The sequence below is a fragment of the Salegentibacter holothuriorum genome (assembly GCF_900168045.1).
In the GTDB taxonomy this organism is placed as follows: Bacteria; Bacteroidota; Bacteroidia; order Flavobacteriales; family Flavobacteriaceae; genus Salegentibacter; species Salegentibacter holothuriorum.
This window is the reverse complement of the sequence record NZ_FUYY01000005.1, coordinates 1-22,736: the sequence shown is the minus strand read 5'-3', so window position 1 is coordinate 22,736 and position 22,736 is coordinate 1. Positions and strand designations below refer to the sequence as shown.

Annotated in this window: 16 protein-coding genes; 9 read left to right on the top strand and 7 right to left on the bottom strand. The window is 37.7% G+C overall.

Translation table 11 applies throughout. The features are described 5' to 3' along the window. Window positions 1-308 precede the first annotated feature (308 nt). Both B5X51_RS11935 and B5X51_RS11930 read left to right on the top strand, forming a co-directional pair. Window positions 309-1,013 (top strand): SGNH/GDSL hydrolase family protein, encoded by a 705-nt coding sequence (locus B5X51_RS11935; protein ID WP_079721419.1) that lies wholly within the window; start codon window positions 309-311, stop codon window positions 1,011-1,013. Between the two features lie 119 nt (window positions 1,014-1,132). Continuing rightward, the gene (locus B5X51_RS11930) at window positions 1,133-2,137 is read left to right on the top strand and encodes a M28 family metallopeptidase (RefSeq protein WP_079721418.1); all 1,005 of its coding nucleotides are present in this window, start codon (window positions 1,133-1,135) and stop codon (window positions 2,135-2,137) included. Window positions 2,138-2,213: 76 nt separating this feature from the next. On the opposite strand, the gene B5X51_RS11925 is transcribed toward B5X51_RS11930, so the two are convergent. Beyond that, window positions 2,214-4,067 (bottom strand): fasciclin domain-containing protein, encoded by a 1,854-nt coding sequence (locus B5X51_RS11925; protein WP_079721417.1) that lies wholly within the window; start codon window positions 4,065-4,067, stop codon window positions 2,214-2,216. 225 nt (window positions 4,068-4,292) lie between these two features. Here B5X51_RS11925 and B5X51_RS11920 point away from each other — a divergent pair, with 225 nt between their 5' ends. The 3 genes from B5X51_RS11920 to B5X51_RS11910 all read left to right on the top strand — a co-directional run bounded on the left by B5X51_RS11920 (window position 4,293) and on the right by B5X51_RS11910 (window position 7,048). Beyond that, the gene (locus B5X51_RS11920) at window positions 4,293-4,724 is read left to right on the top strand and encodes a lipocalin-like domain-containing protein (protein ID WP_079721416.1); all 432 of its coding nucleotides are present in this window, start codon (window positions 4,293-4,295) and stop codon (window positions 4,722-4,724) included. 167 nt (window positions 4,725-4,891) lie between these two features. Next, window positions 4,892-6,082 (top strand): tRNA 2-thiouridine(34) synthase MnmA, encoded by a 1,191-nt coding sequence (gene mnmA, locus B5X51_RS11915; protein ID WP_079721415.1) that lies wholly within the window; start codon window positions 4,892-4,894, stop codon window positions 6,080-6,082. Between the two features lie 21 nt (window positions 6,083-6,103). Beyond that, window positions 6,104-7,048, top strand: a complete 945-nt coding sequence (locus tag B5X51_RS11910; RefSeq protein ID WP_079721414.1) for an NAD(P)H-dependent flavin oxidoreductase — start codon at window positions 6,104-6,106, stop codon at window positions 7,046-7,048. Here B5X51_RS11910 and B5X51_RS11905 read toward each other — a convergent pair. The 4 genes from B5X51_RS11905 to guaA form a co-directional block, all read right to left on the bottom strand. Continuing rightward, window positions 7,045-7,584 (bottom strand): DUF922 domain-containing protein, encoded by a 540-nt coding sequence (locus B5X51_RS11905; RefSeq protein ID WP_079721413.1) that lies wholly within the window; start codon window positions 7,582-7,584, stop codon window positions 7,045-7,047. The two genes, B5X51_RS11910 and B5X51_RS11905, sit on opposite strands and share 4 nt — an antisense overlap. Then, a complete protein-coding gene (locus tag B5X51_RS11900; RefSeq protein WP_079721412.1) occupies window positions 7,581-7,982 on the bottom strand; it encodes an OsmC family protein in 402 nt (133 codons plus the stop codon). The genes B5X51_RS11905 and B5X51_RS11900 overlap by 4 nt, the downstream gene beginning before the upstream one ends. Next, window positions 7,972-9,951, bottom strand: coding sequence for an amino acid ABC transporter substrate-binding protein (locus tag B5X51_RS11895; RefSeq protein WP_079721411.1), 1,980 nt, complete (start codon window positions 9,949-9,951; stop codon window positions 7,972-7,974). Before B5X51_RS11895 ends, B5X51_RS11900 begins: the two co-directional genes overlap by 11 nt. 123 nt (window positions 9,952-10,074) lie before the next feature. Continuing rightward, entirely contained in the window at window positions 10,075-11,607 is a 1,533-nt protein-coding gene (gene guaA / locus B5X51_RS11890; RefSeq protein WP_079721410.1) for a glutamine-hydrolyzing GMP synthase, read from the bottom strand. A 79-nt stretch (window positions 11,608-11,686) separates the two neighbouring features. Here guaA and B5X51_RS11885 point away from each other — a divergent pair, with 79 nt between their 5' ends. Continuing rightward, the gene (locus B5X51_RS11885) at window positions 11,687-12,412 is read left to right on the top strand and encodes an SIMPL domain-containing protein (protein WP_079721409.1); all 726 of its coding nucleotides are present in this window, start codon (window positions 11,687-11,689) and stop codon (window positions 12,410-12,412) included. A gap of 189 nt (window positions 12,413-12,601) precedes the next feature. On the opposite strand, the gene B5X51_RS11880 is transcribed toward B5X51_RS11885, so the two are convergent. Continuing rightward, entirely contained in the window at window positions 12,602-13,966 is a 1,365-nt protein-coding gene (locus B5X51_RS11880) for a pyridoxal phosphate-dependent decarboxylase family protein (RefSeq protein ID WP_079721557.1), read from the bottom strand. A gap of 1 nt (window position 13,967) precedes the next feature. Further along, a complete protein-coding gene (bshC, locus tag B5X51_RS11875; protein ID WP_079721408.1) occupies window positions 13,968-15,581 on the bottom strand; it encodes a bacillithiol biosynthesis cysteine-adding enzyme BshC in 1,614 nt (537 codons plus the stop codon). Window positions 15,582-15,860: 279 nt separating this feature from the next. On the opposite strand from bshC, the gene B5X51_RS11870 reads away from it, so the two are divergent. The 3 genes from B5X51_RS11870 (at window position 15,861) to B5X51_RS11860 (ending at window position 22,612) form a co-directional block, all read left to right on the top strand. Continuing rightward, entirely contained in the window at window positions 15,861-18,341 is a 2,481-nt protein-coding gene (locus tag B5X51_RS11870) for a M14 family metallopeptidase (protein ID WP_079721407.1), read from the top strand. A 489-nt stretch (window positions 18,342-18,830) separates the two neighbouring features. Beyond that, window positions 18,831-21,650, top strand: a complete 2,820-nt coding sequence (locus tag B5X51_RS11865; RefSeq protein WP_079721406.1) for a M16 family metallopeptidase — start codon at window positions 18,831-18,833, stop codon at window positions 21,648-21,650. Next, a complete protein-coding gene (locus tag B5X51_RS11860; RefSeq protein ID WP_079721405.1) occupies window positions 21,650-22,612 on the top strand; it encodes a calcium/sodium antiporter in 963 nt (320 codons plus the stop codon). The genes B5X51_RS11865 and B5X51_RS11860 overlap by 1 nt, the downstream gene beginning before the upstream one ends. The last annotated feature ends 124 nt before the right edge of the window (window positions 22,613-22,736 follow it).

Sequence of the window (22,736 nt, the reverse complement as noted above, 5' to 3'; positions counted from 1 at the left end):
GAGTTGCCTAATTATCAGGGATTAAGATTTATAATATTTTTTTAAGCCGGATTTATTGTTTAAAATTAAATTCTTCCTTGCTAAAGGATCAAAAACAATTTTAGTTGATTTGGGGTATTAGTTAGTGATTGAGCCATATCCTTTAATCAAATTTCTTTCTGCTTCAAACTTGTTTATCCACTTATCTGAGTCTACTTTTTACTGCTATATCTTATGAGAATAAGCGTACAAGAATTAGAAGAACTAAAAAAATGAACTTAATTTAGCAGTTAAACAGTCTTTACAAATAGGTTGATTTCTTACAATTCATGAAAAATTTCATTTTAATTTCAATAGTGCTACTTTTCAGCAACGCATTGAATGCACAAAAAGAGGAATACCGCGAACTTATGGAGCAAGATTGGGCAAATCATAAAAAGTATAAAGCACAAAACGAAAAAATAATCGGAAATCAGGATTTTCCAGATGTGGTTTTTATAGGGAACTCAATTACCGAAGGCTGGATTAAAACACAACCAGATTTCTTTAAGAGTAATAACTATGCCGGACGTGGCATTGGAGGTCAAACCACCCCACAAATGCTTATTCGCTTTATGCCAGATGTTGTAAAACTCAAACCCCAGGCGGTTGTAATTCTTGCCGGAACCAACGATATAGCCGGTAACACCGGATTTTCTTCCGTAGAAATGATTACAACTAATATTCAGGCAATGGCACAATTGGCCAAAGCCAACAATATAAAAGTAATCCTTGCCTCTATCCTACCCGTTTACGATTATCCGTGGCGTCCGGGACTTGAGCCCGTTAAAAATATTGCAAAAATCAATACGTGGATAAAGAAATATGCTGAAGAAAATAAGCATACTTATCTCGATCTTTTTACCCCGCTAAAAGATGAAAAAGAAGGCTTGCCAAAACAATATTCTGAAGACGGGGTACATCCAAACCTGGCGGGATACCAAGTTATGGCTCCTCTTACCAAAAAAGCTATAGAGAATACTCTTAAGCAGTAGAAAAAGAAAGTTTTACAGACTTCTCTGAAATTTAAAGTGAAACTGCTATCTTGCTCCGACTTTAATAAAAACTTCTAAATATTTTACGAAGTATTAATTAGCAAAAATTAAATTAAACTATGAAAAAAATGCTTTTAGTGACCCTAACTGCCGGAATGGTAGCTTGTGGTACACAAAAAAATGTTGAAAATGCAAATCCGATGGAGTATGCTGAAACCATCACTGCTTCAGAATTAAAAGAACATCTTTCCACTTTTGCCAGTGATGAATTTGAAGGACGGGACACCGGCGAACCCGGACAAAAAAAAGCAGCTGAATACATCGTAAACCACTACAAGGAAATTGGCATAGCAGCTCCCAACGGTTACGCTAATTACTATCAGGAAATTCCAACCGAATTTTTTAACGGAAAGCTTAAGGATTCTGAAAATGTACTTGGCTTTATTAAGGGAAGTGAAAAGCCAGATGAAATTCTTGTAATCACTTCTCACTACGATCACGTAGGGGTTGATGATGAAGGAAACATCTATAATGGGGCAGACGATGGTGGTTCTGGTCCAGTTGCTCTTTTAGAAGTTGCAGAAGCTTTTAAAGCAGCTCAGAAAGATGGTTACACTCCTAAGCGATCTATACTTTTTATTCATTTAACCGCTGAAGAAAAAGGTCTTCTTGGTTCTAAATATTATGTTGAAAACCCTATATTTCCTTTAGAAAATACTGTTGCAAACCTAAATATGGATATGATTGGCCGTATTGATGCCGAACATAAGGGCAACGATAACTATATCTATTTAATTGGTAGTGATAAGTTAAGTACAGATCTCCACGAAGTTAGTGAAAATGTAAATTCAGAATTTATGAATATGGATTTAGATTACACTTATAACGATGAGAACGATCCAAACCGTTTTTACTACCGAAGTGACCATTACAACTTTGCTAAAAACAACATTCCCGCAATTTTCTATTTTAACGGCGTACACCCAGACTACCATAAAGCCACTGATACTGCTGAAAAAATTGAATACGAAGCACTAATGAAAAGAGCTAGATTAGTGTTTCTTACCGCATGGGAAATTACTAATCGCGATGAAAGACTGGTAGTTGATAAAGCTGGAAAATAAAAAAAACTAAATCTTTTACAAACAAAAGCCCCGAAATATTATTTCGGGGCTTTTTGATTTGAAATTATTTCAAAAATTAATCTGTAGGCGGAAGTAATACGGTATCAAGCGCATGTATTACTCCATTAGTAGCCTGAACATCAACTGCAATTACTGTAGCCGTTCTTCCTCTACCATCAGTAATCATTACATCATCACCAAGGTTTACGGTAAAGTCTTCACCTTGTAATGTACTAACTTCCATACCATCGGTTAGGTCTCCAGATCTAACATTAGCCCCTGTCACAACGTGATATTGTAAGGTAGCTTCTAAAGTTTCAGTAGGGATATCACCAAGAGCTGCCAATTCTAACTCATCCAATAAAGCTACAAAAGCATCGTTGATTGGAGCAAATACAGTAAATGGAGCAGGGTCTTCAGTGATCATTAATGTTTCAACAAAGTTAAAAGATTCCTCACGCGTAAGAGCCTGTACCAAAATATCAAAATTAGGGTCAGCAATAGCAAAAGTGGTCACATCAGGTAATCCAATTACAGCGTCTACGGCGTGTATAACACCATTATCAGTTTCAATATCTGCAGCTGTAACCGAAGCTACACCATTTATCATTACTCCGTCATCTGTATTTATATACATACTCAATGGTTCCGCAGAAGCTCCCCAAACTGCCATACTTGGTATGTATCCGGTAGTTAAGTCGGTAGACATAATTTCACCCATTTGTACGTGATTTAACAAAACCTGAGTTAATAGGTCGGTTGGTACTTCATCCAGACTATTAAATCCATTGTCAGTTAAGAAAGCTGCAAAAGCGTCATTATTTGGAGCAAATACAGTATAATTATCAGTTCCGGTAAAAGTTCCGGTTAAGCTGGTAGCTTCTAATGCGGCTAACAATGAAGAATAATCATCATTTCCTGCAACAAAATCGGCAATAGTATTAGTTTCAATTTCAATAGCATCATTTTCAGGAAGAATTACAGTATCAAGAGCGTGTATAACCCCATTGTTTGCCTGTACATTAGTAGCAACAATAGTTGCCGTTCTTCCGTTCTCATCAGTAATAGTTACATTTTCACCAAGGTTGATAGTAAAGCTTCCGGTTTCAAGAGTGGTTACGGACATTCCATCAGTTAAATCTTCAGCGCGAACATTAGCTCCAACAACTACGTGATAGCTTAAAATACTTGATAAAAGATCGGCAGGGATATCTCCTAATCCGGCTAATTCAAGTTCAGCAAGCACGTTAGCAAAAGCGGTGTTTGTTGGGGCAAAAACAGTAAATGGTGCAGGATCTTCATTCATCATTAAAGTTTCTACGAAAGTAAAAGATGCGTCTGCAGTAAGAGCCTGTACCAGAATATCAAAATTAGGATCGGCAGTAGCAAAAGTAGTTACATCTGGTAATCCAATTACAGCATCTACAGCATGAATAATACCATTATCTACTTCAACATCGGCAGTGGTTACAGAAGAAGCTCCGTTTATAGTTACTCCGTCATCTGTATTTATATACATACTTAATGGCTCATCTGATGCCATACCTGTAGCCATACTTTCAATATAGCCGGTAGTTAAAGCATTAGACATAATTTCACCTTCCTGAACGTGGTTTAATAAAATTTGAGTCAAAACATCTTCTGGAACTTCGCTAAGACTATTAAAGCCATTGGCTGATAAAAAAGAATTGAATGCGGCATTGTTAGGTGCAAATACAGTAAAGTTAGCGGTTCCATCCAAAGTAGCATCCAATCCGGTTACTTCCAGGGCTGCCCCTAAAGAAGAATAGTCAGGATTTCCCGCCACAAAATCGGCAATCGTGTTTGATGGTGTAATCACATCTCCCGCATCGTCATCATCACTACACGAAAACAGGCCAAAAGTTAAGAAGGCCAGCAGGAGAATTTTAGTAAATTTAAAAGTTTTCATAATTCTAAGTTTTTGTTATGCAGTAAAATTAAACGAGAACCTAACTAAAAACTGTTTATTGTTTGTTAATTATTATAAAACAAGAGTTAAATGTTTAATCTTAATGGCTTTTATTTAAACAGAATAATTTAGAAATAATACCCGTGCAATAATCTATACTTATAGCCGTTTTTTAGAGGACGTACTTAAAAATGAATATATTTACAGTAAATTAAAATTCAGATTATGAAGAAACTTTTTTTAATGCTTTTTAGCATAGCACTACTAACCTCCTGTAGTGAAGATGATGATATTAATAATGACGAACGTATTTACGGAAAATGGTTTGTCTCTAATGCAAACCTCCCTGGTGGTGAATCTTTTACCTTTGAGTTAAGCGACTGCAATAAAAGATCTAATATAACTTTTAAAGGAAACGAAACAACTTACTCTGAATATCATGCTGAAACTGGTGGAGAATGTGAGCTGGAAGACACTACTGAAAGTACATGGAGTCGCGATAATGACAAGTACACATTTGAAATTCCTGTTGAAAATATTGGAAAAGTAAGTGGCAGGGTAGAATTCCAGCAAGACGCTAAACGTTTTGTGTTTAGCCCAGATGCTTTCCCCGGAGTTTCTATTATTTTCACCAGAGCTCCAGAATTTGAAGAATAATTAGACTTTCAATATAAATTGAAGCTAAAAAAGCGATCTGAGATTTAAATTTCAGATCGCTTTTTTATTTTTAACCACTTTTATTCCCGGGAAGCTTTCTCTCAAATTTTCGTAATTTTGCAAATTCTTTTCCGACTTTATGCGGAAGGAATTTCAATTTTAGATGTATGAAAAAGAAAGTGGTTGTAGGTTTATCGGGCGGAGTAGATTCCAGTGTTTCAGCGTACCTTTTGCAACAGCAGGGTTACGAGGTAATTGGGCTCTTTATGAAGAACTGGCACGACGATTCAGTAACTATTTCTGATGAATGCCCTTGGCTGGATGACAGTAATGATGCCATGATGGTAGCCGACAAGCTTGGGATACCTTTTCAAACAGTAGATCTTAGCGAACAATATAAAGAACGTATTGTTGATTATATGTTCAATGAATATGAACGTGGCCGCACGCCAAATCCCGATGTGCTATGCAATAGAGAGATAAAATTCGATGTTTTTATGAAAATCGCACTTTCCCTCGGCGCCGATTATGTAGCTACAGGTCATTATTGCCGAAAGGGAGAGATTGAAAAAGATGGGAAACCTATTTATCAATTGCTTTCGGGGAAGGACAATAATAAAGACCAATCTTACTTTTTGTGCCAGCTAACACAAGAACAACTTTCCAAAACGCTTTTTCCTATAGGGGAATTACAAAAATCTGAAGTACGAAAAATCGCTTCAGAACAAAACCTGGTTACTGCAGATAAGAAAGATTCACAAGGACTTTGTTTTATTGGAAAGGTAAGATTACCAGATTTTCTTCAGCAAAAACTACAACCTAAAGAAGGTAAGATCATAGAAATTGAAGCTAAAAAAGACTTGTATTCTTCTGAAACGCCTGAATTCAATAACAAAAAAGAAGAACTCGATTTTCTTGCTAAGAAATATGAATATGCTGCTGAAGATGGGAAAGTCGTAGGAAAACACCAGGGCGCTCATTACTTTACCAAAGGGCAGCGTAAAGGCCTTGCGGTTGGCGGCACGCCAGAGCCGCTGTTTGTAATTGACACCGACGTGGTAGATAATGTAATTTATACCGGGCAGGGAAAAAATCATCCGGGGATTTATAGAAAAGGGCTTTTTATCAATAAAGACGAAGTGCATTGGGTTAGAAAAGACCTCGCAATCAATATTGGTCAAACTTTAAAAGTAAAGGCCAGGATTCGCTATCGCCAACCCTTACAAGATGCAACATTGCATCAAACCGAAACCGGAATGTATGTGATTTTTGAGGAACCTCAAGCTTCAATTACCGAGGGCCAATTTGTAGCCTGGTATGAGGACGAAGAATTATTAGGTTCGGGGGTTATTTCTTAAATTCGGAGAAAATTTAAGCCAATGCCCACAAATAAAATCACACAGCTTTTTAATATTCAATACCCTTTAATTCAAGCCGGAATGGTTTGGGCCAGCGGCTGGAAACTTGCCAGTGCCGTTAGTAATGCCGGCGGACTCGGAATTATTGGCGCGGGTTCTATGTATCCTGAAATCCTTAAGGTACATATTGAAAAATGTAAAAAAGCCACGGATAAGCCATTTGCGGTAAACGTGCCTCTACTCTATCCTGATATCGATAAGATTATGGAGATCATTATTGAAGAAAAAGTCGAGATCGTTTTTACTTCTGCCGGAAATCCAAAAACCTGGACTAAACATTTACAGGATCACGGTATTAAAGTAGTGCATGTAGTAAGTGGAGTAAAATTTGCTTTAAAATCTCAGGAAGCAGGCGTAGATGCCGTGGTTGCTGAAGGTTTTGAAGCCGGTGGGCACAATGGTAGAGATGAAACTACTACCTTTACCTTGATCCCAATGGTTAAAGAAAAAATTAATATTCCATTAATTGCCGCAGGCGGAATCGCCACGGGTCGCGGAATGCTTGCTGCTATGGTTCTAGGCGCAGATGCCGTACAAATTGGTAGCCGTTTTGTTGCCAGCCCTGAAGCTTCTTCACATCAGAATTTCAAAGAAATGGTAGTGAATGCGCAAGAGGGTGATACCAAGCTCACTCTTAAAGAACTCGCTCCCGTAAGACTTCTAAAAAATAAATTCTTCGAAGATGTTCAGAAATTATATACTGAAAATCCATCAAAGGAGCAGCTTATTGAATTACTTGGTCGCGCCAGGGCTAAAAAAGGAATGTTTGAAGGCGATTTAGAAGAAGGTGAGCTTGAAATTGGCCAGATTTCAGGATTAATCCACGAGATAAAACCTGCTGCTGATATTGTACAAGAAATAATAGAAGAATTTGAAACCGCTAAGAAAGAAGTTTCCACGCTTTAGCTGGAATATTCAATTAGTTGCTGCAATTCCTTTTCAATAAACTGCCGCCATTTATATTCAGCTTCTTTATTAATACTGTGGTTGGTTTCTTTATCAAATTGATTTTGCATTTCACGACGCTGCTGTTCGATTTTGGAATAGATATCATTTAATTCCTTTTTCATATTCCGGCCGGGCTCATAATTCTTTAAAGCCATTCTAAGTTTCCGAGCGTGCAACTCGGTAATATCAAAATGCAATTGCTCGTGAGCAAGTAAATAATCTACTTCCTGAATCTCCTTGACCCAGGATTGATTTGGGTAAAAGTTACTTTCAACTTCAAAAGTAAGTTTTATCCCGCTGCTGCTTTCAGTAGAACTCCAGGAAAAGGATAGCCCGGAATTAGTATTCGCTTTATACGCAAGTTGTTTTTTAGGACTTGCCTTAAAATCTTCCCATGTTAAAGGCCTTGTTTTATCCCAGCTAATTTTATCAGCTTCTTGCGCTAGCAGTGGAAGACTTAAAACAAAAATCACTAAGAAACCCCAGCATTTCATGAATATTTAAAGCTGATAAGCTTTTCCATATCTGGATGAAGACTTTCCAATACAGGACAGGTTCTTGCTGTATTTTCCAGTATTTTACGCGATTTTTCAGAATAAGTTTCAGGGAAATTAATCATAATTTCAACCTTAGAAATTCGTCTGGGGTTGGCCGCCATGGTTTTAGTGACTTCGGCGGTGGTTCCTTTTAAGTTCACCTCAATTTCTTCAGCCTTAATTCCCATAACGGTAAGCATACAGCTCGCCAAACCGGTCACTACAGAATCTGTTGGCGAAAATGCTTCTCCCTTTCCATGATTATCGGTAGGGGCATCAGTAATTATCTTTGCGTCACTTTTAAGGTGTTCGGCTTCGGTTCTTAAACTTCCGGTATAAATAACTTTACTGGTCATTAGCGACATTTAAATTAAGTTCTTCATCTAAACTCATAATATATACAGCATCATTATAAAACCCTCCATTTTGTTTAGGAGTATAATGAAACTTATTCTCGTGATATTCGGTAAAACCGGTATACTTCTCAAATGAATCATAAAGATCTTCAGCCGAAGCAAGTCTAAACAATACATCTAAGGTAAGATCGTAGCCTCTTACCACATATTGGTTAGGAATCATATCAAATTTTTCTTTATAGGCCTCAATAAACTCTTCAGGCACCATGTCTTCATAACTTTTATCCACAGAGGGATAATGAAAATTAAGTCGACCTAAATGCTGATTATCTACAACATCGTCCTCAAAGCCAGCATTTTTATTAGTAGTAAATAATTTAATTTGATGCTCCCTGGCCAAACGATTTAATGCTGAAGTGGTACTGCTTATTAAACCAATATTCGAAGACTCCAAAATCACCCAGTTTTCCTGGGTTTCAGAAAGTATTCCCTCAATTTTTTCTGCACTTAAATAAGCTTCAGAAGGAAGAATTACCCTGGAATTTGGTAAAATTTGAGTGAGTTCGTTTTTTATCACATTACTGGCAGCGTCTGCAATAATTATAACATTTTTATCTACTGCATTATTCTCCAGGTAATCAAACATAGCGTTTTTCAAGATATCATCGGTAGGACGTGATTGAAAAAGGTTTTGATAAGATCTCATCTCCCTATTAGATAAAGGACTTATCACCGGAACATTATACTGGGTTAATTTTGAAGCCGCTGCTTCGGTAGTGTTTTGTAATAAAGGACCTATTACCGCATCTACATTTCTAAAATCCCTGGTATTTATAATATTAATAACTTCCTGAACATTTCTTCGGGTATCGTAAGTCTTTAATTGGGTAGAAATTCCAAAGCTTTTAGCCTTTTCTACCGCCATACGCACACCGCTATAGAAGTCTAGTGAAATTCGCAATACCCGATCATCTAAAATCGCGTCTTTATAACTTGAAATAGAATCCTCATCTATCTGGTTAAGATTATAAGGTAATAAAACAACAAGTTCTTTCGTATTGAAATTGCTTAATTTACCTGAAAGATCTAACTTCTTATTAGGATTTTCGTTTTCAGAATCCCCGGCCATGTCTTCAGCGTCTCCAGGAAAGTTTCCACCACTTCCCTCTGTATTTGGAACTTTTAAGACCATTCCTATTTTAAGTCCGTCTTCCAAAGCAGGGTTTAAAGAAATTAATGAATCCTGGGAAACATCAAATTTTCTGGAAAGGCCAAATAAGGTTTCTTTAGGTTTTACTTCATAAAATTCAAATACCTCATCGGTTAAAATTACCGGCTCATCCAGTACATCGGTACCTACACGAATCATTACCCCCGGTTTCAACACATCTACCTTTGGATTTAACTCTTCCAGCTCTTTTACCGTAATTCCATATTTACGGGCTATACCATATTTTGTTTCTTTTGGTAAAACTACATGCTCACGAGTTTCAGAAATTTCTTGATTAGAGTCCCTGGGAATGTCAAGCTCTCTAGAAGAAGCTAATTCTGTATTACCGGGTGCTTTTTTTCGCTGCGGAATTAAAATTTCTTCTCCCCGCTGTAATTCTTCAGCATAAAGATGTTTATTAAACCTTTTAATTTCATCTATTTCAACATCATATTCCTTCGAAAGGCTATATAAAGTTTCTTTTCGTTTTACCGTATGCGTTATAAACTGAACATCCTCAGTTTCAGCCGAAGTTTGTTTTTGCTCGCTACTTAATGGAATTACCAATTTTGAAGATACCTCTAAATTGCCCTTAGCATCGGGATTGTATTTATAGATCGCTTCTTCTGAAATATTGTAAGCTTTCGCGATGCTGTAAACGGTTTCTCCTGCTTCTACAGTATGGTATTTAAACTCCTGGGCTGATGCCGAAAAACTGGAAAGCTGAAATAAAAAACAAACTATTAAAAGGTATTTCATGTTATTTGGTTTAATGCCTCTATATGGGTTTAATTACCCGAGGCCTGCCTCGAAATTAAAAATTAGTTGCCCAATTTTACCCCTGGTGGCTTGCCTCGAGATTCTTGAATTTGTGTTCAAAAATTATTCCCATTCTATGGTAGCCGGTGGTTTTGAGCTTATATCATATACTACTCTATTAACGCCTTTAACCCGATTTATTATAGTATTAGAAGTTTTTTGCAAAAATTCATAAGGTAAATTCACCCAATCTGCCGTCATTCCATCGGTAGATTCAACTGCTCTTAAGGCTACTACTTTCTCATAAGTTCGCTCATCTCCCATTACTCCTACAGAGCTTACCGGTAGCAGAATAGCGCCGGCCTGCCATACTTTATCATATAACATCCAATCTCTTAATCCCTGGATAAAAATATGATCTACTTCCTGTAAAATACGAACTTTTTCGGCGGTAATATCGCCCAGTATTCTAATAGCAAGTCCGGGACCGGGAAACGGATGTCTTCCTAATAATTCATCATCAATACCCATTTCGGCACCAACTCTTCGAACTTCATCTTTAAAGAGCATTTTTAAAGGCTCTACGATCTTTAATTTCATAAAATCTGGTAAACCACCCACATTATGGTGTGATTTTATAGTTGCTGAAGGTCCACCGTTAACAGAAACAGACTCAATAACATCGGGATATATAGTACCCTGAGCTAAATAAGTCACATCGGTAATTTGGTGTGCTTCATCATCAAAAACTTCAATAAAAGCATTTCCAATTGCTTTTCGTTTTTCTTCAGGATCGCTTATTCCTGCCAGGGCATCCAGAAATCGTGCCGAAGCATCCACACCCTTTACGTTTAAGCCCATATCTTTATATTGATCTAGAACGCTTTCAAATTCCCCTTTACGAAGCAAACCATTATTTACAAAAATACAATATAGGTTCTTGCCTATGGCTTTATGCAATAAAACTGCGGCTACACTAGAATCTACACCACCGCTTAAGCCTAAAACTACTTTATCGTCTCCAATTTTTTCCTTTAGTTCTGCAACCGTAAGATCTACAAATTTACCAGGAGTCCAGGTTTGTGCTACATCAGCAATTTTAACCAGGAAGTTTTCCAATAATTGTTTCCCATCGGTAGAATGATAAACTTCTGGGTGAAACTGGATGGCAAAAGTTTGTTCACCTTCAATACGGTAAGCTGCATTTAAAACATCTGTAGTACTGGCAATCCTTACACTATTGGTAGGTAATTCTTTAATGGTATCACTATGGCTCATCCAAACCTGGGAGTTTTCCATAATGCCCTCAAAAAGTGGTTCAGCATCTTTAATTACCGAAAGATTTGCCCTTCCATACTCACGGGTTTCAGAAGCTTCTACTTTCCCGCCATGAAAATGCGCAAAATACTGCGCACCATAACAAACTGCCAATATTGGCAACTTTCCGCGAATTTTAGATAAATCGGGATGCGGAGCGTCTTCTGCCCTAACCGAAAACGGACTCCCTGAAAGGATTACCGCTTTAAAGCTTGAAATATCGTCTGGAATTTTGTTGAATGGAACAATTTCGCAGTAAATATTGAGTTCTCTCACACGCCTTGCAATCAGTTGCGTGTACTGCGAGCCGAAGTCTAAAATGAGTACGTTTTTTTGCATAGGCAAAAGTAATAATTTGAGCCAAAAATAAAATAACCTACACGTTTATTTTCTATCTTTATTCTGAATAAAATGTAATATGAAATATCTAAGCGCTATAATTTTTTCTTTTGCCATAGTAATTGCTGCCTGGTTTTTAGGCGAAGCTTATGTAAGCAGGGCTAATCCAGACGGAGTAATCTCGGTAACCGGTTCTGGTAGTGAAAACTTCACCTCAGACCTTATTGTATGGGAAGGCCGTTTTAGCCGAATGAGCCCAAATCTGGAAAAAGCATATAACAACCTGAACTCTGATAAAGAAACCGTAAGAACCTATCTTATTGACAAAGGAATTAAAGAAGAAAATATTGTCTTTAATTCAGTGCAAACATCAGAGCAGCGGGAAAATCAATATCAAAATGGAAATTATGTAGGTAGTATTTTCCAGGGATATCAACTTACTCAACCGGTAAAAATTGAATCTGTAGATGTGGAGCTTGTAGAAGAAGTTTCTCGGGAAATTACAGAACTTCTTAATAAAGGGGTACAGTTTAACTCTACACCGCCAAGATATTATTATACCAAACTAGCCGATCTAAAAATTGAAATGATCTCTAAGGCTACTGAAGATGCCCGTCTAAGAGCCGAAAAAATTGCTACAAATAGCGGCGGAAGTTTAGGCGAATTAAAAGATGCCAATATGGGTGTTTTCCAGATCACCGGGCAAAACAGCGGGGAAGATTATTCCTGGAGTGGTGCTTATAATACAGCCGATAAGAAAAAAACCGCATCTATTACAATGCGGTTAAATTATGAGATTGATTAAATATCCAGACCTCACAGGTTTTAAAACCTGTGAGGTCTATACTTTCTTAATCCAAATATTATCTTTTATCGTCATCCTGAATTTATTTCAGAGCCTGCTCCGAAATTTATTCGGAGATCTAACAATATCGAAATCAATAACTTGTTAGAAGCTCAAAGGAGTTCAGCTTGACGTAGATAGTGATTCTAACTATTCCATAGTATCTAAAATCATATCAATATCTTCCTCTGTAGTATCAGGATTAATAAAACAAAAACGAACTACAGTTTCTTTTTTCCAGGTAGTTGGCGTCACCAAAGCCAGGCCTTCTCTATGATTTTTATACGTCCAGTCTTTGTATTCTTCTGGACTCCATCCTTTTCTTCGGAATAAAACCACCGATAAACTAGCGGGTCTTACCAGTTCAAGGTTTTCACGTTTTTGTATCTTCTTTTCAGCGATTTGAGCCAGAGAAATTCCGGTTTCAATAGCCTGCCTGTATTTTTTAGTACCGTGCATAGCTAAAGAAAACCAAAGTGGCATTCCTCTTACTCTTCTTGTTAACTGAATTTGATAATCGGCTGGGTTAAATCCCTGGGCCCCTTCATCTTTAAAAATTTCCAGGTAAGCACCTTTTTGAGAATGCGCATTTTTCGCAAGTTCCAGGTCTTTATATATCACAGCTCCACAATCGTAAGGAGAAAACAACCATTTATGCGGATCTATAGTAATACTATCTGCACGCTCAACTCCATTAAATAAATGCCTAACCGAAGGAGCGGCCAAAGCACCGCCACCGTATGCACAGTCTACATGAAACCAAACATTCTCCTTTTCACAAACATCGGCAATCGTATCTAATTGATCTATAATACCTGCATTTGTGGTTCCACCTGTAGCGACTACTGCAAAAAGACGATTTCGGTCTTTTTCTTCCAATTCATTAATACCATTCTGTAGTTCGCGGCCGGTAAGATTTTCTTCTTCACAATCTATCATCACCACGTCGGCATCAATAACTTTTGCCATGGCCTGTATAGAACTATGCGCCCCATGGGAAGTTAACATTAAAGCTTTTTTACCTACATTTTGGCTATCTCTTGAACGCCAGGCTTCTCGGGCTGCAACCATAGCCGAAAGATTTGCCGCTGTACCTCCGCTGGTAAAAACACCAAAAGCACCTTCAGGTAAACCGGTAAGCGAAACCAGCCATTTCATTGCCTGGTTTTCACAAAAAATGCCGCCGGCACCTTCCATCCAGTACGCACCGTGAATACTGGAAGCCGAAGTAACCAAATCAAACATAATGGCTGCCCGGGTTGGTGCAGCCGGCACAAAAGCCAAATGCCTGGGATGATCTATAGGCACTGTGGCTTTTACCAAAACATCACGAAAAAGTTGTAAGGCATTCTCACCTCCAATTCCTTCGGCAGTTACGGTTTCCCCAACTATATTAAATAATTCCGTTTCACTCTTAGGCGCGCCCATTTCGGGGCTAAGATTTGAGATACGGTCTATGGTATACTTCATAACGTCTAGCGTCATTTCTACCAGGTCCATATCTATAGTATGCATTTTATTTTTTTCCAAAAGTCAAAATTTTAAATTCCGCTTGTAGCGGGTCTAATTCTTTTAATAATACTGAAATCAATTCAGGGCCGTACTCTGCATAAATTTCCGAAAAATTGGTTTGGCGTTCCTGCAAACTTTTATTCGGAAAGAGTTCATTTTGAAGCTCTGCAATTCTACTTACCTCATCTTCCAGTTTTCGTTTTTGTGCTTTTAAAAGACGTTTTTCAAGATTATCAAGGCCTTTTAATTGTTTTACTTCCTGGGCTTTTACTGCGCCAAGAAAAGATTTATCGGTTTTATCTGCCAGGTCATACATCTGCTGAAATTGCTCTACCAAATGTTCTTTCTGTTCAGAAAAATCAATATCTATATTTGAGATTTGCCGCACTTTCCTATTGATAAGTTCATGCTGCTTTAGAAATAATTCTTTGTTTGAAATATTTAATTTCCTTCGCTTTTCATCCAGTTTTTCTGATTGGATTAAAGCCGAATTCCGAAGTAATAACACCGGAAAAACAACATTTTCAGCCTTAAAATAATCTTTTAGCTCCAACCAGTACGCGAGTTCGCCACCTCCACCAATATAACAGAGGTTAGGTAAAATAACTTCCTGGTACAAAGGACGCAGCATCACATTAGGACTAAACCTTTCCGGAAATTCTTTTAATTCCTCCAGAATTTCATCCTTGCTGAATTGAATTTCGGTTTCGTGCACAAAATATTCGTCATCGCGTTCTATAATTCTTTCCCGTAAACCATTGTTCAAATAAAACAAATTGATTTCTCTCGGGTTCACTTGAACATTATACCCAAGCTCGTTCAACTTTTCAGCAGTTTCCGAGGTAGTTTTATGCGAAATTTGTTCTAAAAGTTCATTTTTAGCGTAAGGGATAAAAAGCTTTTTCAAATCTTTTTGCTGTGCATCCAATATCACAAGACCTTCTTCCTTAAAAAGTTGGTTGGCCAGATACAAAGTGGCTTCAGCAAGATTATCATGCTGCAGGTAAGATTTCTCAAATAGTTCTTTTAAATAATTGGCATCCCTTCCTCCTCCTATTTCAGCTGAAAAAAGTTTAAAAACCTCTTCCAGGCCGTCGGTAGATAAATTACCTACCGCATCATTTTCGGCATCTTTAGGCGCACTTGCCCACTGAAATTTTTTACCGTTTAAATTAAAAAAATTAATCTCTTCAAAATCGTGATCTTCAGTTGCCATCCAATATACCGGCACAAAATTATTTTCGGGATACTTCTCTTTTAATTTTCGGGTAAGATTAATTGTGGAAACTATTTTATATAAAAAATAAAGCGGACCGGTAAACAGGTTTAATTGATGTCCTGTTACAACAGTAAAAGTTTTCTCTTCTTCCAAAGATTCAATATGCTGCAATGTCGCTTCAGAAGTTTCCAGCCCAGCGTATTGTTGCTTTAGAGCTTTTACAAGAATCTTCCTGTTTTCTTTAGAAAAAGAAGACTTTTCTTCTATTTGCTCTTTAAAATTTTCCAGACCGGGAAAGCGGTTATAGAAAGTTTTTAGCTCCTCTTTTTCTTCAAGGTAATCTAAAATAAGCCCGGTAAAATAATTAGTTTCTTTATACGGAATACATTCGGTTGGCATTAGCACTTTTTTGGAGGGCAAAGATACCGAAGTTAAGAATTTTATTCGCTAATTTTTAGTTAATTTGGCCTTAGATACTGTTTTTACTCGATTATTTGTGGTAGGTATTTTTGATTTTGCTTAAAGCCGTCATCCTGAATTTATTTCAGGATCTAAGATCTAATTAATATGAAACATGCTAGAAGCTGAAACAAGTTCAGCTTGACGAGAACAAGATTTAATCGCTTATCGAGAAACCCGAGGTAGTTTACAAACGCATTCAACATTTAAAATCAATCAATGAAATCAACTTTACTTTTTGTAGTCTTCCTTTTTTTAGGTTTACAAACCAATGCACAATTACAAAGTCCGGAGGAATTCCTGGGTTATGAAATTGGCGAACAATTCTCCCGTCACGCCGATGTGGTGAATTATTTTGAACATGTAGCCAAAAATTCTCCTTTGGTGCAATACCATACCTACGGAAAAACCAATGAACGCCGCCCGCTTACCTATACGATAATTTCTTCGGAAGAAAATTTGCGAAATCTGGAAGAGATTAGAAATAATCATCTTGGCAACACCGGTATTGCAGAAACTGAAGCCAAAGCCGATAAAGCTATTGTTTGGTTAAGCTATAATGTGCACGGCAATGAAGCTTCCAGCACAGAAGCTGCCATAAAAACCCTATACGAATTGATCACCAAAAAACAGGAATGGCTACAAAATACAGTGGTAATTATAGACCCCAGTGTGAATCCCGATGGCCGTGACAGGTATGTTAACTGGTACAACCAGGTAAAAGCTGAACCTTACAGCCCTTTGCAGGCAGCAGCCGAACATCATGAACCCTGGCCGGGAGGAAGACCAAATCACTATTTATTCGACCTTAACCGGGATTGGGCCTGGGCCACGCAGGTGGAAACCCAACAACGACTTAAAATTTATAACCAGTGGATGCCTCATATTCATGTAGATTTTCACGAACAGGGCATTAACGACCCTTATTATTTTGCACCTGCGGCAGAACCTTTTCATGAAATTATCACGCCTTTCCAAAAGGATTTTCAAACCGAAATAGGAAAGAACCACGCCCAATATTTTGATAAAGAAGGCTGGTTATTTTTTACCAAAGAGCGATTTGATTTACTGTACCCAAGTTACGGAGACACTTATCCTACATATATGGGTGCCATTGGAATGACCTATGAACAGGCTGGCCACGGCCGTGCCGGATTGGGTATTAATACCGATGAAGCTTACGAACTCACTTTAAAAGACCGGGTAGAACACCATCACACTTCCGGACTTTCAACTATTGAAGTTGCTACTAAAAATATTGACGCTTTAAATTCTGAATTCAAAAAGTATTTTGATAATACAGATCTGGAATATAAATCTTATACGGTAAAAGGAAATGCTGATAAAATTGCTTCATTAAAAGAATTGCTGGATAAACACGAAATCAAATATCAAACTGCCGCAGCAGGAAAAGTAAAAGGCTTTAATTATTCCGAAGGCAAAGGAGGAATTTTGAATGCTGACGAAAATACTCTGGTAATCAATACAAACCAGCCAAAAGGTAAGATGGTAAACGTACTTTTTGAGCCTTCCACTACCCTAACCGATTCTCTAACCTATGATATTACTGCCTGGAGTTTGCCTTATGCTTACGGTTTGGAAGCAGTAGCGAGCACACGCGAAGTTTCTTCAGAAGCAAATTCTACAAATGCTGAAATTACAAATACGGTAAATCCTTCGGGAGCTGGTTATGTCACCAAATGGAATGCCTTGCAAGACGCCCAATTTTTAGCTGAATTGCTAAAGGAAAATATTAAGGTGCGCTTTACAGAAATTCCTTTTACTAGTGAAGGAAAGAAATTTGATCGTGGAAGTTTAATTATTACCAAAAGCGATAATAAGACCAAAAAAGATTTTGACAACACTGTAGTTGAAATTGCTAATAAACATCAACGAGATCTTGTAGCAGCAAACACCAGTTTCGCCGGTAGCGGACCCGATTTTGGATCTCCGGAAGTAAAACTTATGAATCCGCCGAAAGTTGCAGTTTTAAAAGGCGAAGGCACTTCTTCTTTAAATTATGGCGAGATCTGGTACTTTTTCGAACAGGATCTTAAATATCCTCTCACCGCCTTAAATACCGATTATTTTAAAAATATTGACCTGGCTCAATTTGATGTCCTGATAATGCCAGAAGGTAATTATGCTGATATTCTAGATGAAGATACTTTAAAACAGGTAAAAGACTGGGTGAGCAATGGCGGGAAACTTATCGCGATTGGTAGCGCTGCAAAAACTTTTGCAGGAAAAGACGGTTTTGCCCTTAAGGAAAACAAATCAGAAGCCAAAGATTCTACGGTCACAGGGAATTTAATTCCGTATGCACAAAGAGAGCGAGAAGCCGCAAAAGATATGATTACAGGGAGCATCATAAAGACTAAATTGGATAATACTCACCCTATGGCTTTTGGCTACGGTGACACTTATTTGAGTTTAAAATTAAGCAGTGACAGCTACAAACTACTGGATAAAGGCTTTAATGTTTCCTATGTTCAACAACCGGAAATAGTTGCAGGTTTTGCAGGAAGTTCAGCTATAAAAAATTTTGAAAATTCGCTGGTTTTCGGCGAAGAAAGAATGGGAAGTGGAAGTGTTATTTATATGGTAGATAATCCATTATTCCGGGCATTCTGGGAGAACGGGAAATTGTTCTTCGCAAATTCAGTTTTCTTCGTAAACAATAATAAGTTCGGACTTTAAAAAAAGAAAAGAAATTTGCCACGAATGCACGAATAATTTTTTTGAGTTATCCTGCGAGGTTTCTTTTAACCTCGTAGGAATTTTTCTTAACGAAACTCTTTCTCTTACCAAAAATTTACTAATTTATTCTACGCTCATTTTGGGGTTTTTAAGTTAAAAATTTAAAGTGAACTACCTCCGGGCAAGCCCATTAAGCATTTTATGAGAAAAACATTTTGATTCGAGACAAGCCTAGGAGCATTTAAATCTCGATTATCGAGTAAACAACAAACCACAAACGCTAAACAGGTAGTGTAATTCCCGACAAAAGATTGCCGCGCCCTGTAAAAACAGGTCTCGCAATGACAAAACTTAATATTCGTGTATTTCTGGCTTTTTTTTAGCAATAGATTGCCACGTCCTGCTATCGCAGCCCTCGCAATGACGCAATGATTTATTCTGAAATAATCGAAATAAATACTAATTTTGAGTAGCTAAAACTTCATCTTAATGAAACTCAGAATTATACTTATACTGCTTTGCAACATTGGGCTTTCTTCAAATATTCAATCCCAGGAATCAACAAATTTCAATATAGATTTTGAAACTTTTACATTAGAAAATGGTTTAAATGTCATTTTTCATATTGATAAATCAGATCCCGTAGTTGCTGTGGCATTAACGGCTCATGTGGGTTCTGCCCGGGAAAAAGAAGGCCGTACCGGTTTCGCACATCTTTTTGAACATTTGCTTTTTTTAGAATCTGAAAACCTAGGGAAAGGCGGACTTGATAAACTGAGTGCCAGAATTGGTGGTTCTGGCGCCAATGGTTCTACCAGTCGTGATCGTACCAATTATTTTCAAACCGTTCCAAAAGACGCTTTGGAAAAAATGATCTGGGCTGAAGCCGATAAACTTGGTTATTTTATTAACACCGTTACCGAACCCGTTCTTGCCAAAGAAAAGCAGGTAGTAAAAAATGAAAAAAGACAGGGCGTAGACAATCGCCCTTATGGTCATACGATGTATGTTCTCGATAAAAATCTATATCCAAAAAATCATCCCTACAACTGGCAGGTAATTGGCTCATTGGAAGATCTTCAAAACGCGACGCTGCAAGATGTAAAGGATTTTTATAACCGCTGGTATGTTCCTAACAATGTGACGCTTACTATCGCCGGGGATTTTGACAGGCAACAGGCCAAAGAATGGGTGCATAAATATTTTGATGAAATTCCGCGTGGTCCTGAAGTAGGCCGCCAGGAAAAACAAATGGTGGAGCTGGATGAAACTAAAAAATTGTATTACGAAGATAATTTTGCCAGACTTCCGGAATTAACCTTCGCCTGGCCTAGTGTTTATTCTTATCACGAAGATTCTTATGCGCTAGAAGTTTTAGCAAACTATTTAAGTGACGGAAAAAACGCACCGCTATATCAAAATTTGGTTGCAGAAAAAGAGCTTACAGATCGCGTACAAATGTTTAATTATACGTCAGAATTAGCGGGACAACTAATGCTTCAGGTTACCGCTTATAACAAAATTGATTTGGATTCTGTTGAAAGTGCGGTTTTTGAAACTTTTAAAAAGTTTGAAGCCGAAGGTATTCCGCAGCGCGACTTAGAGCGTATTAAAGCACAGCAGGAAACCAATTTCTATAATAGCCTTTCCAGTGTCTTAGGAAAAGGTTTTCAACTGGCACAATATCAAATTTTTGCTAACGACCCGAATTATATCAATAAAGACGTAGAAAAAATTCTGGCTGTTACTGCAGAAGATGTTATGCGGGTTTACCTGGAATATATTAAACATCAGCATTTTGTAGCCACCAGTTTTGTGCCGCAAGGTCAAACCGAACTTGCCTTGGAAAACTCTGAAGAAGCTGAAGTTGAAGAAGAAAAAATAGTTGAAAATGCGGAAGAAGAAGTTAATGCTTCTGCAGACGCTTCTTATAAAAAAACTCTTTCCAGTTTTGACCGTAGTGTAGAACCATCGTATGGTAGCACACCGGAATTAAATGTTCCTGAAATTTGGAAAAAGATACTTCCTTCCGGACTTAAACTCTACGGAATCACCAATAATGAAGTTCCTTTAGTAAAATTCAGCCTGGAAATGCAGGGCGGCCTATTGCTTGAGAATACTAATAAAATTGGAGTTTCTAATCTTTTGGCTAATTTGATGACAAAAGGCACTCAAAATAAAACTCCTAAAGAACTGGAAGAAGCAATTCAGTTATTGGGCGCAGATATTCAAGTAAATGCTCAGGATGAAAAAATGGTTTTAAGCGGAAGCACACTGGCTAAAAACTATGCTAAAACAATAGACCTGGTGCAGGAGATCTTACTGGAACCTCGTTGGGATACTACCGAATTTAAACTTATAAAACAACAGGCACTTAGCAGAATTCAAAGGCAGGAAGCCGATCCTAACAGTATTGCCAGCAATGAATTCAGAAAACTTATTTATGGCGAAAACAATATTTTAGGACAAAATAATTTAGGAACTGAAGCTTCGGTAAAAGCCATTACTTTAGAAGATGTAAAAGATTATTATTCCAAAAATCTTTCTCCAAAGCGTAGTGTTTTTCACGTAGCTGGCGCTATTGAAAAAGAGCAAGCGGTAAAAGGAATTCGTGGGCTATCAGTTGCCTGGCCGCCTAAATCAGTTAAAATGCCTGAAATTGCTCAACCTCAGCTTCCGGAGAAATCACAGATTTACTTTTATGATGTTCCCGGCGCAAAACAGTCGGTGATAAGCATTGGGGCTCCTGCCCTTGCCGCTACCGATAATGATTTTTATGCAGCCGAAGTTATGAATTACCGTTTGGGCGGCGGTGGTTTTGCCTCACAGCTTACCCAGGAATTACGGGAAGGCAAAGGTTATACTTACGGTATACGTTCAGGCTTTAAAGCAGGGAAAAACACAGGTACGTTTTTAATTTCCAGCGGGGTAAGAACAAATATCACTTACGATGCCGTAAAACTAATTAAAGAAATTATTGAGGAATACCCTCAAAATTTTGACGGGGAAGATATGGAAGTCACCCGCGGATTTATGATTAAAAGTAACGCCAGGAAGTTTGAGACTTTAAATTCTAAGTTAGATATGCTTAGTGAAATAAGCACTTTTGGCCGGGATGAAAATTTTATAAAGCAACGCGAAAAAACAGTAAATGAACTTACAGTTATGGATATTAGAGAACTTGCCGAGAAATATATCAACCCTGAAAAAATGTATTTTTTAATTGTAGGCGATGCCGAAACTCAAATGGATAAACTAGAAGAGCTTGGTTTAGGTAAACCTGTTTTATTAAATAATTCTAAAGAATAATGATCACTTCTTCTTTATTACTCGTTTTAGGCCTGGTTATTTTAATTTTCGGAGCGAATTATATGGTTGATGGTGCTTCAGCCCTCGCCAAAAAATTCAATATTTCAAATCTTGCTATCGGTCTCACCATTGTAGCTTTTGGAACTTCGGCGCCGGAGTTGGTAGTAAACAGTTTTGCCGCCGCTGATGGATATTCTGATATTGTTTTTGGAAACGTGATTGGCAGTAATAACTTCAACCTGTTTATTATTCTTGGAATTACCGGACTTATTACTCCGCTAGCGGTACAATCCAGTACAGCCTGGAAAGAGATCCCTATTTCGCTTATCGCGGTGGTCATTCTCTTTATGCTGGTTAACGACCAGATTATTTCTCCTGGTGAAACAGGTATTTTAAGCAATTTTGACGGATTTATTTTACTCTTTTGTTTCCTGGCTTTTCTATTTTATGTCTACAAGCAACTTAAAAATGATGATGTAGCCGAAGAAGATAATATTAAACTCCTTTCTCCTCTAAAAACTACGCTTTTTATAATTGGAGGCCTTGCCGGACTCGTTTTGGGCGGACAACTGGTAGTGAACAACGCCATAGATATTGCTGAAAATATGGGGATTAGTCAGAAAATCATTGGGCTTACGGTTGTGGCTGCAGGTACTTCCCTACCCGAATTGGCAACCTCTATTGTAGCGGCCACTAAGAAAAATGCCGATATAGCTGTAGGAAATATTATTGGCTCTAATATTTTCAATATCTTCCTAATTCTTTCTACAGCCTCCCTGATAAAACCCATTGATTTTAACCTGAATTTCAACCAGGATCTTTATATTCTTGCCGGTGGTACCATTTTTCTTCTGCTGGCCATGTTTACCGGAAAACGGAAACGCCTGGATCGCTGGGAAGCCTTAATTTTACTGGTATTTTACTTAGGTTATACTACATATTTGGTGATGCAGGAATTGTAAATAAGGAAGTGGGCGGAAGTGTAAGACCTCACAGGTTTTAAAAACCTGTGAGGTCTAAATAATTGTTCATAGATAATTAGGATTGTAGCGGGAAGTGATTTGGAACTTCATTTCAACTTAGATC

Coding starts and splice junctions, on each gene's coding strand:
- B5X51_RS11935 (WP_079721419.1), top strand. CDS start 309: ATGAAAAATTTCATTTTAATTTCAATAGTGCTACTTTTCAGCAACGCA.
- B5X51_RS11930 (WP_079721418.1), top strand. CDS start 1,133: ATGAAAAAAATGCTTTTAGTGACCCTAACTGCCGGAATGGTAGCTTGT.
- B5X51_RS11925 (WP_079721417.1), bottom strand. CDS start 4,067: ATGAAAACTTTTAAATTTACTAAAATTCTCCTGCTGGCCTTCTTAACT.
- B5X51_RS11920 (WP_079721416.1), top strand. CDS start 4,293: ATGAAGAAACTTTTTTTAATGCTTTTTAGCATAGCACTACTAACCTCC.
- mnmA (WP_079721415.1), top strand. CDS start 4,892: ATGAAAAAGAAAGTGGTTGTAGGTTTATCGGGCGGAGTAGATTCCAGT.
- B5X51_RS11910 (WP_079721414.1), top strand. CDS start 6,104: ATGCCCACAAATAAAATCACACAGCTTTTTAATATTCAATACCCTTTA.
- B5X51_RS11905 (WP_079721413.1), bottom strand. CDS start 7,584: ATGAAATGCTGGGGTTTCTTAGTGATTTTTGTTTTAAGTCTTCCACTG.
- B5X51_RS11900 (WP_079721412.1), bottom strand. CDS start 7,982: ATGACCAGTAAAGTTATTTATACCGGAAGTTTAAGAACCGAAGCCGAA.
- B5X51_RS11895 (WP_079721411.1), bottom strand. CDS start 9,951: ATGAAATACCTTTTAATAGTTTGTTTTTTATTTCAGCTTTCCAGTTTT.
- guaA (WP_079721410.1), bottom strand. CDS start 11,607: ATGCAAAAAAACGTACTCATTTTAGACTTCGGCTCGCAGTACACGCAA.
- B5X51_RS11885 (WP_079721409.1), top strand. CDS start 11,687: ATGAAATATCTAAGCGCTATAATTTTTTCTTTTGCCATAGTAATTGCT.
- B5X51_RS11880 (WP_079721557.1), bottom strand. CDS start 13,966: ATGCATACTATAGATATGGACCTGGTAGAAATGACGCTAGACGTTATG.
- bshC (WP_079721408.1), bottom strand. CDS start 15,581: ATGCCAACCGAATGTATTCCGTATAAAGAAACTAATTATTTTACCGGG.
- B5X51_RS11870 (WP_079721407.1), top strand. CDS start 15,861: ATGAAATCAACTTTACTTTTTGTAGTCTTCCTTTTTTTAGGTTTACAA.
- B5X51_RS11865 (WP_079721406.1), top strand. CDS start 18,831: ATGAAACTCAGAATTATACTTATACTGCTTTGCAACATTGGGCTTTCT.
- B5X51_RS11860 (WP_079721405.1), top strand. CDS start 21,650: ATGATCACTTCTTCTTTATTACTCGTTTTAGGCCTGGTTATTTTAATT.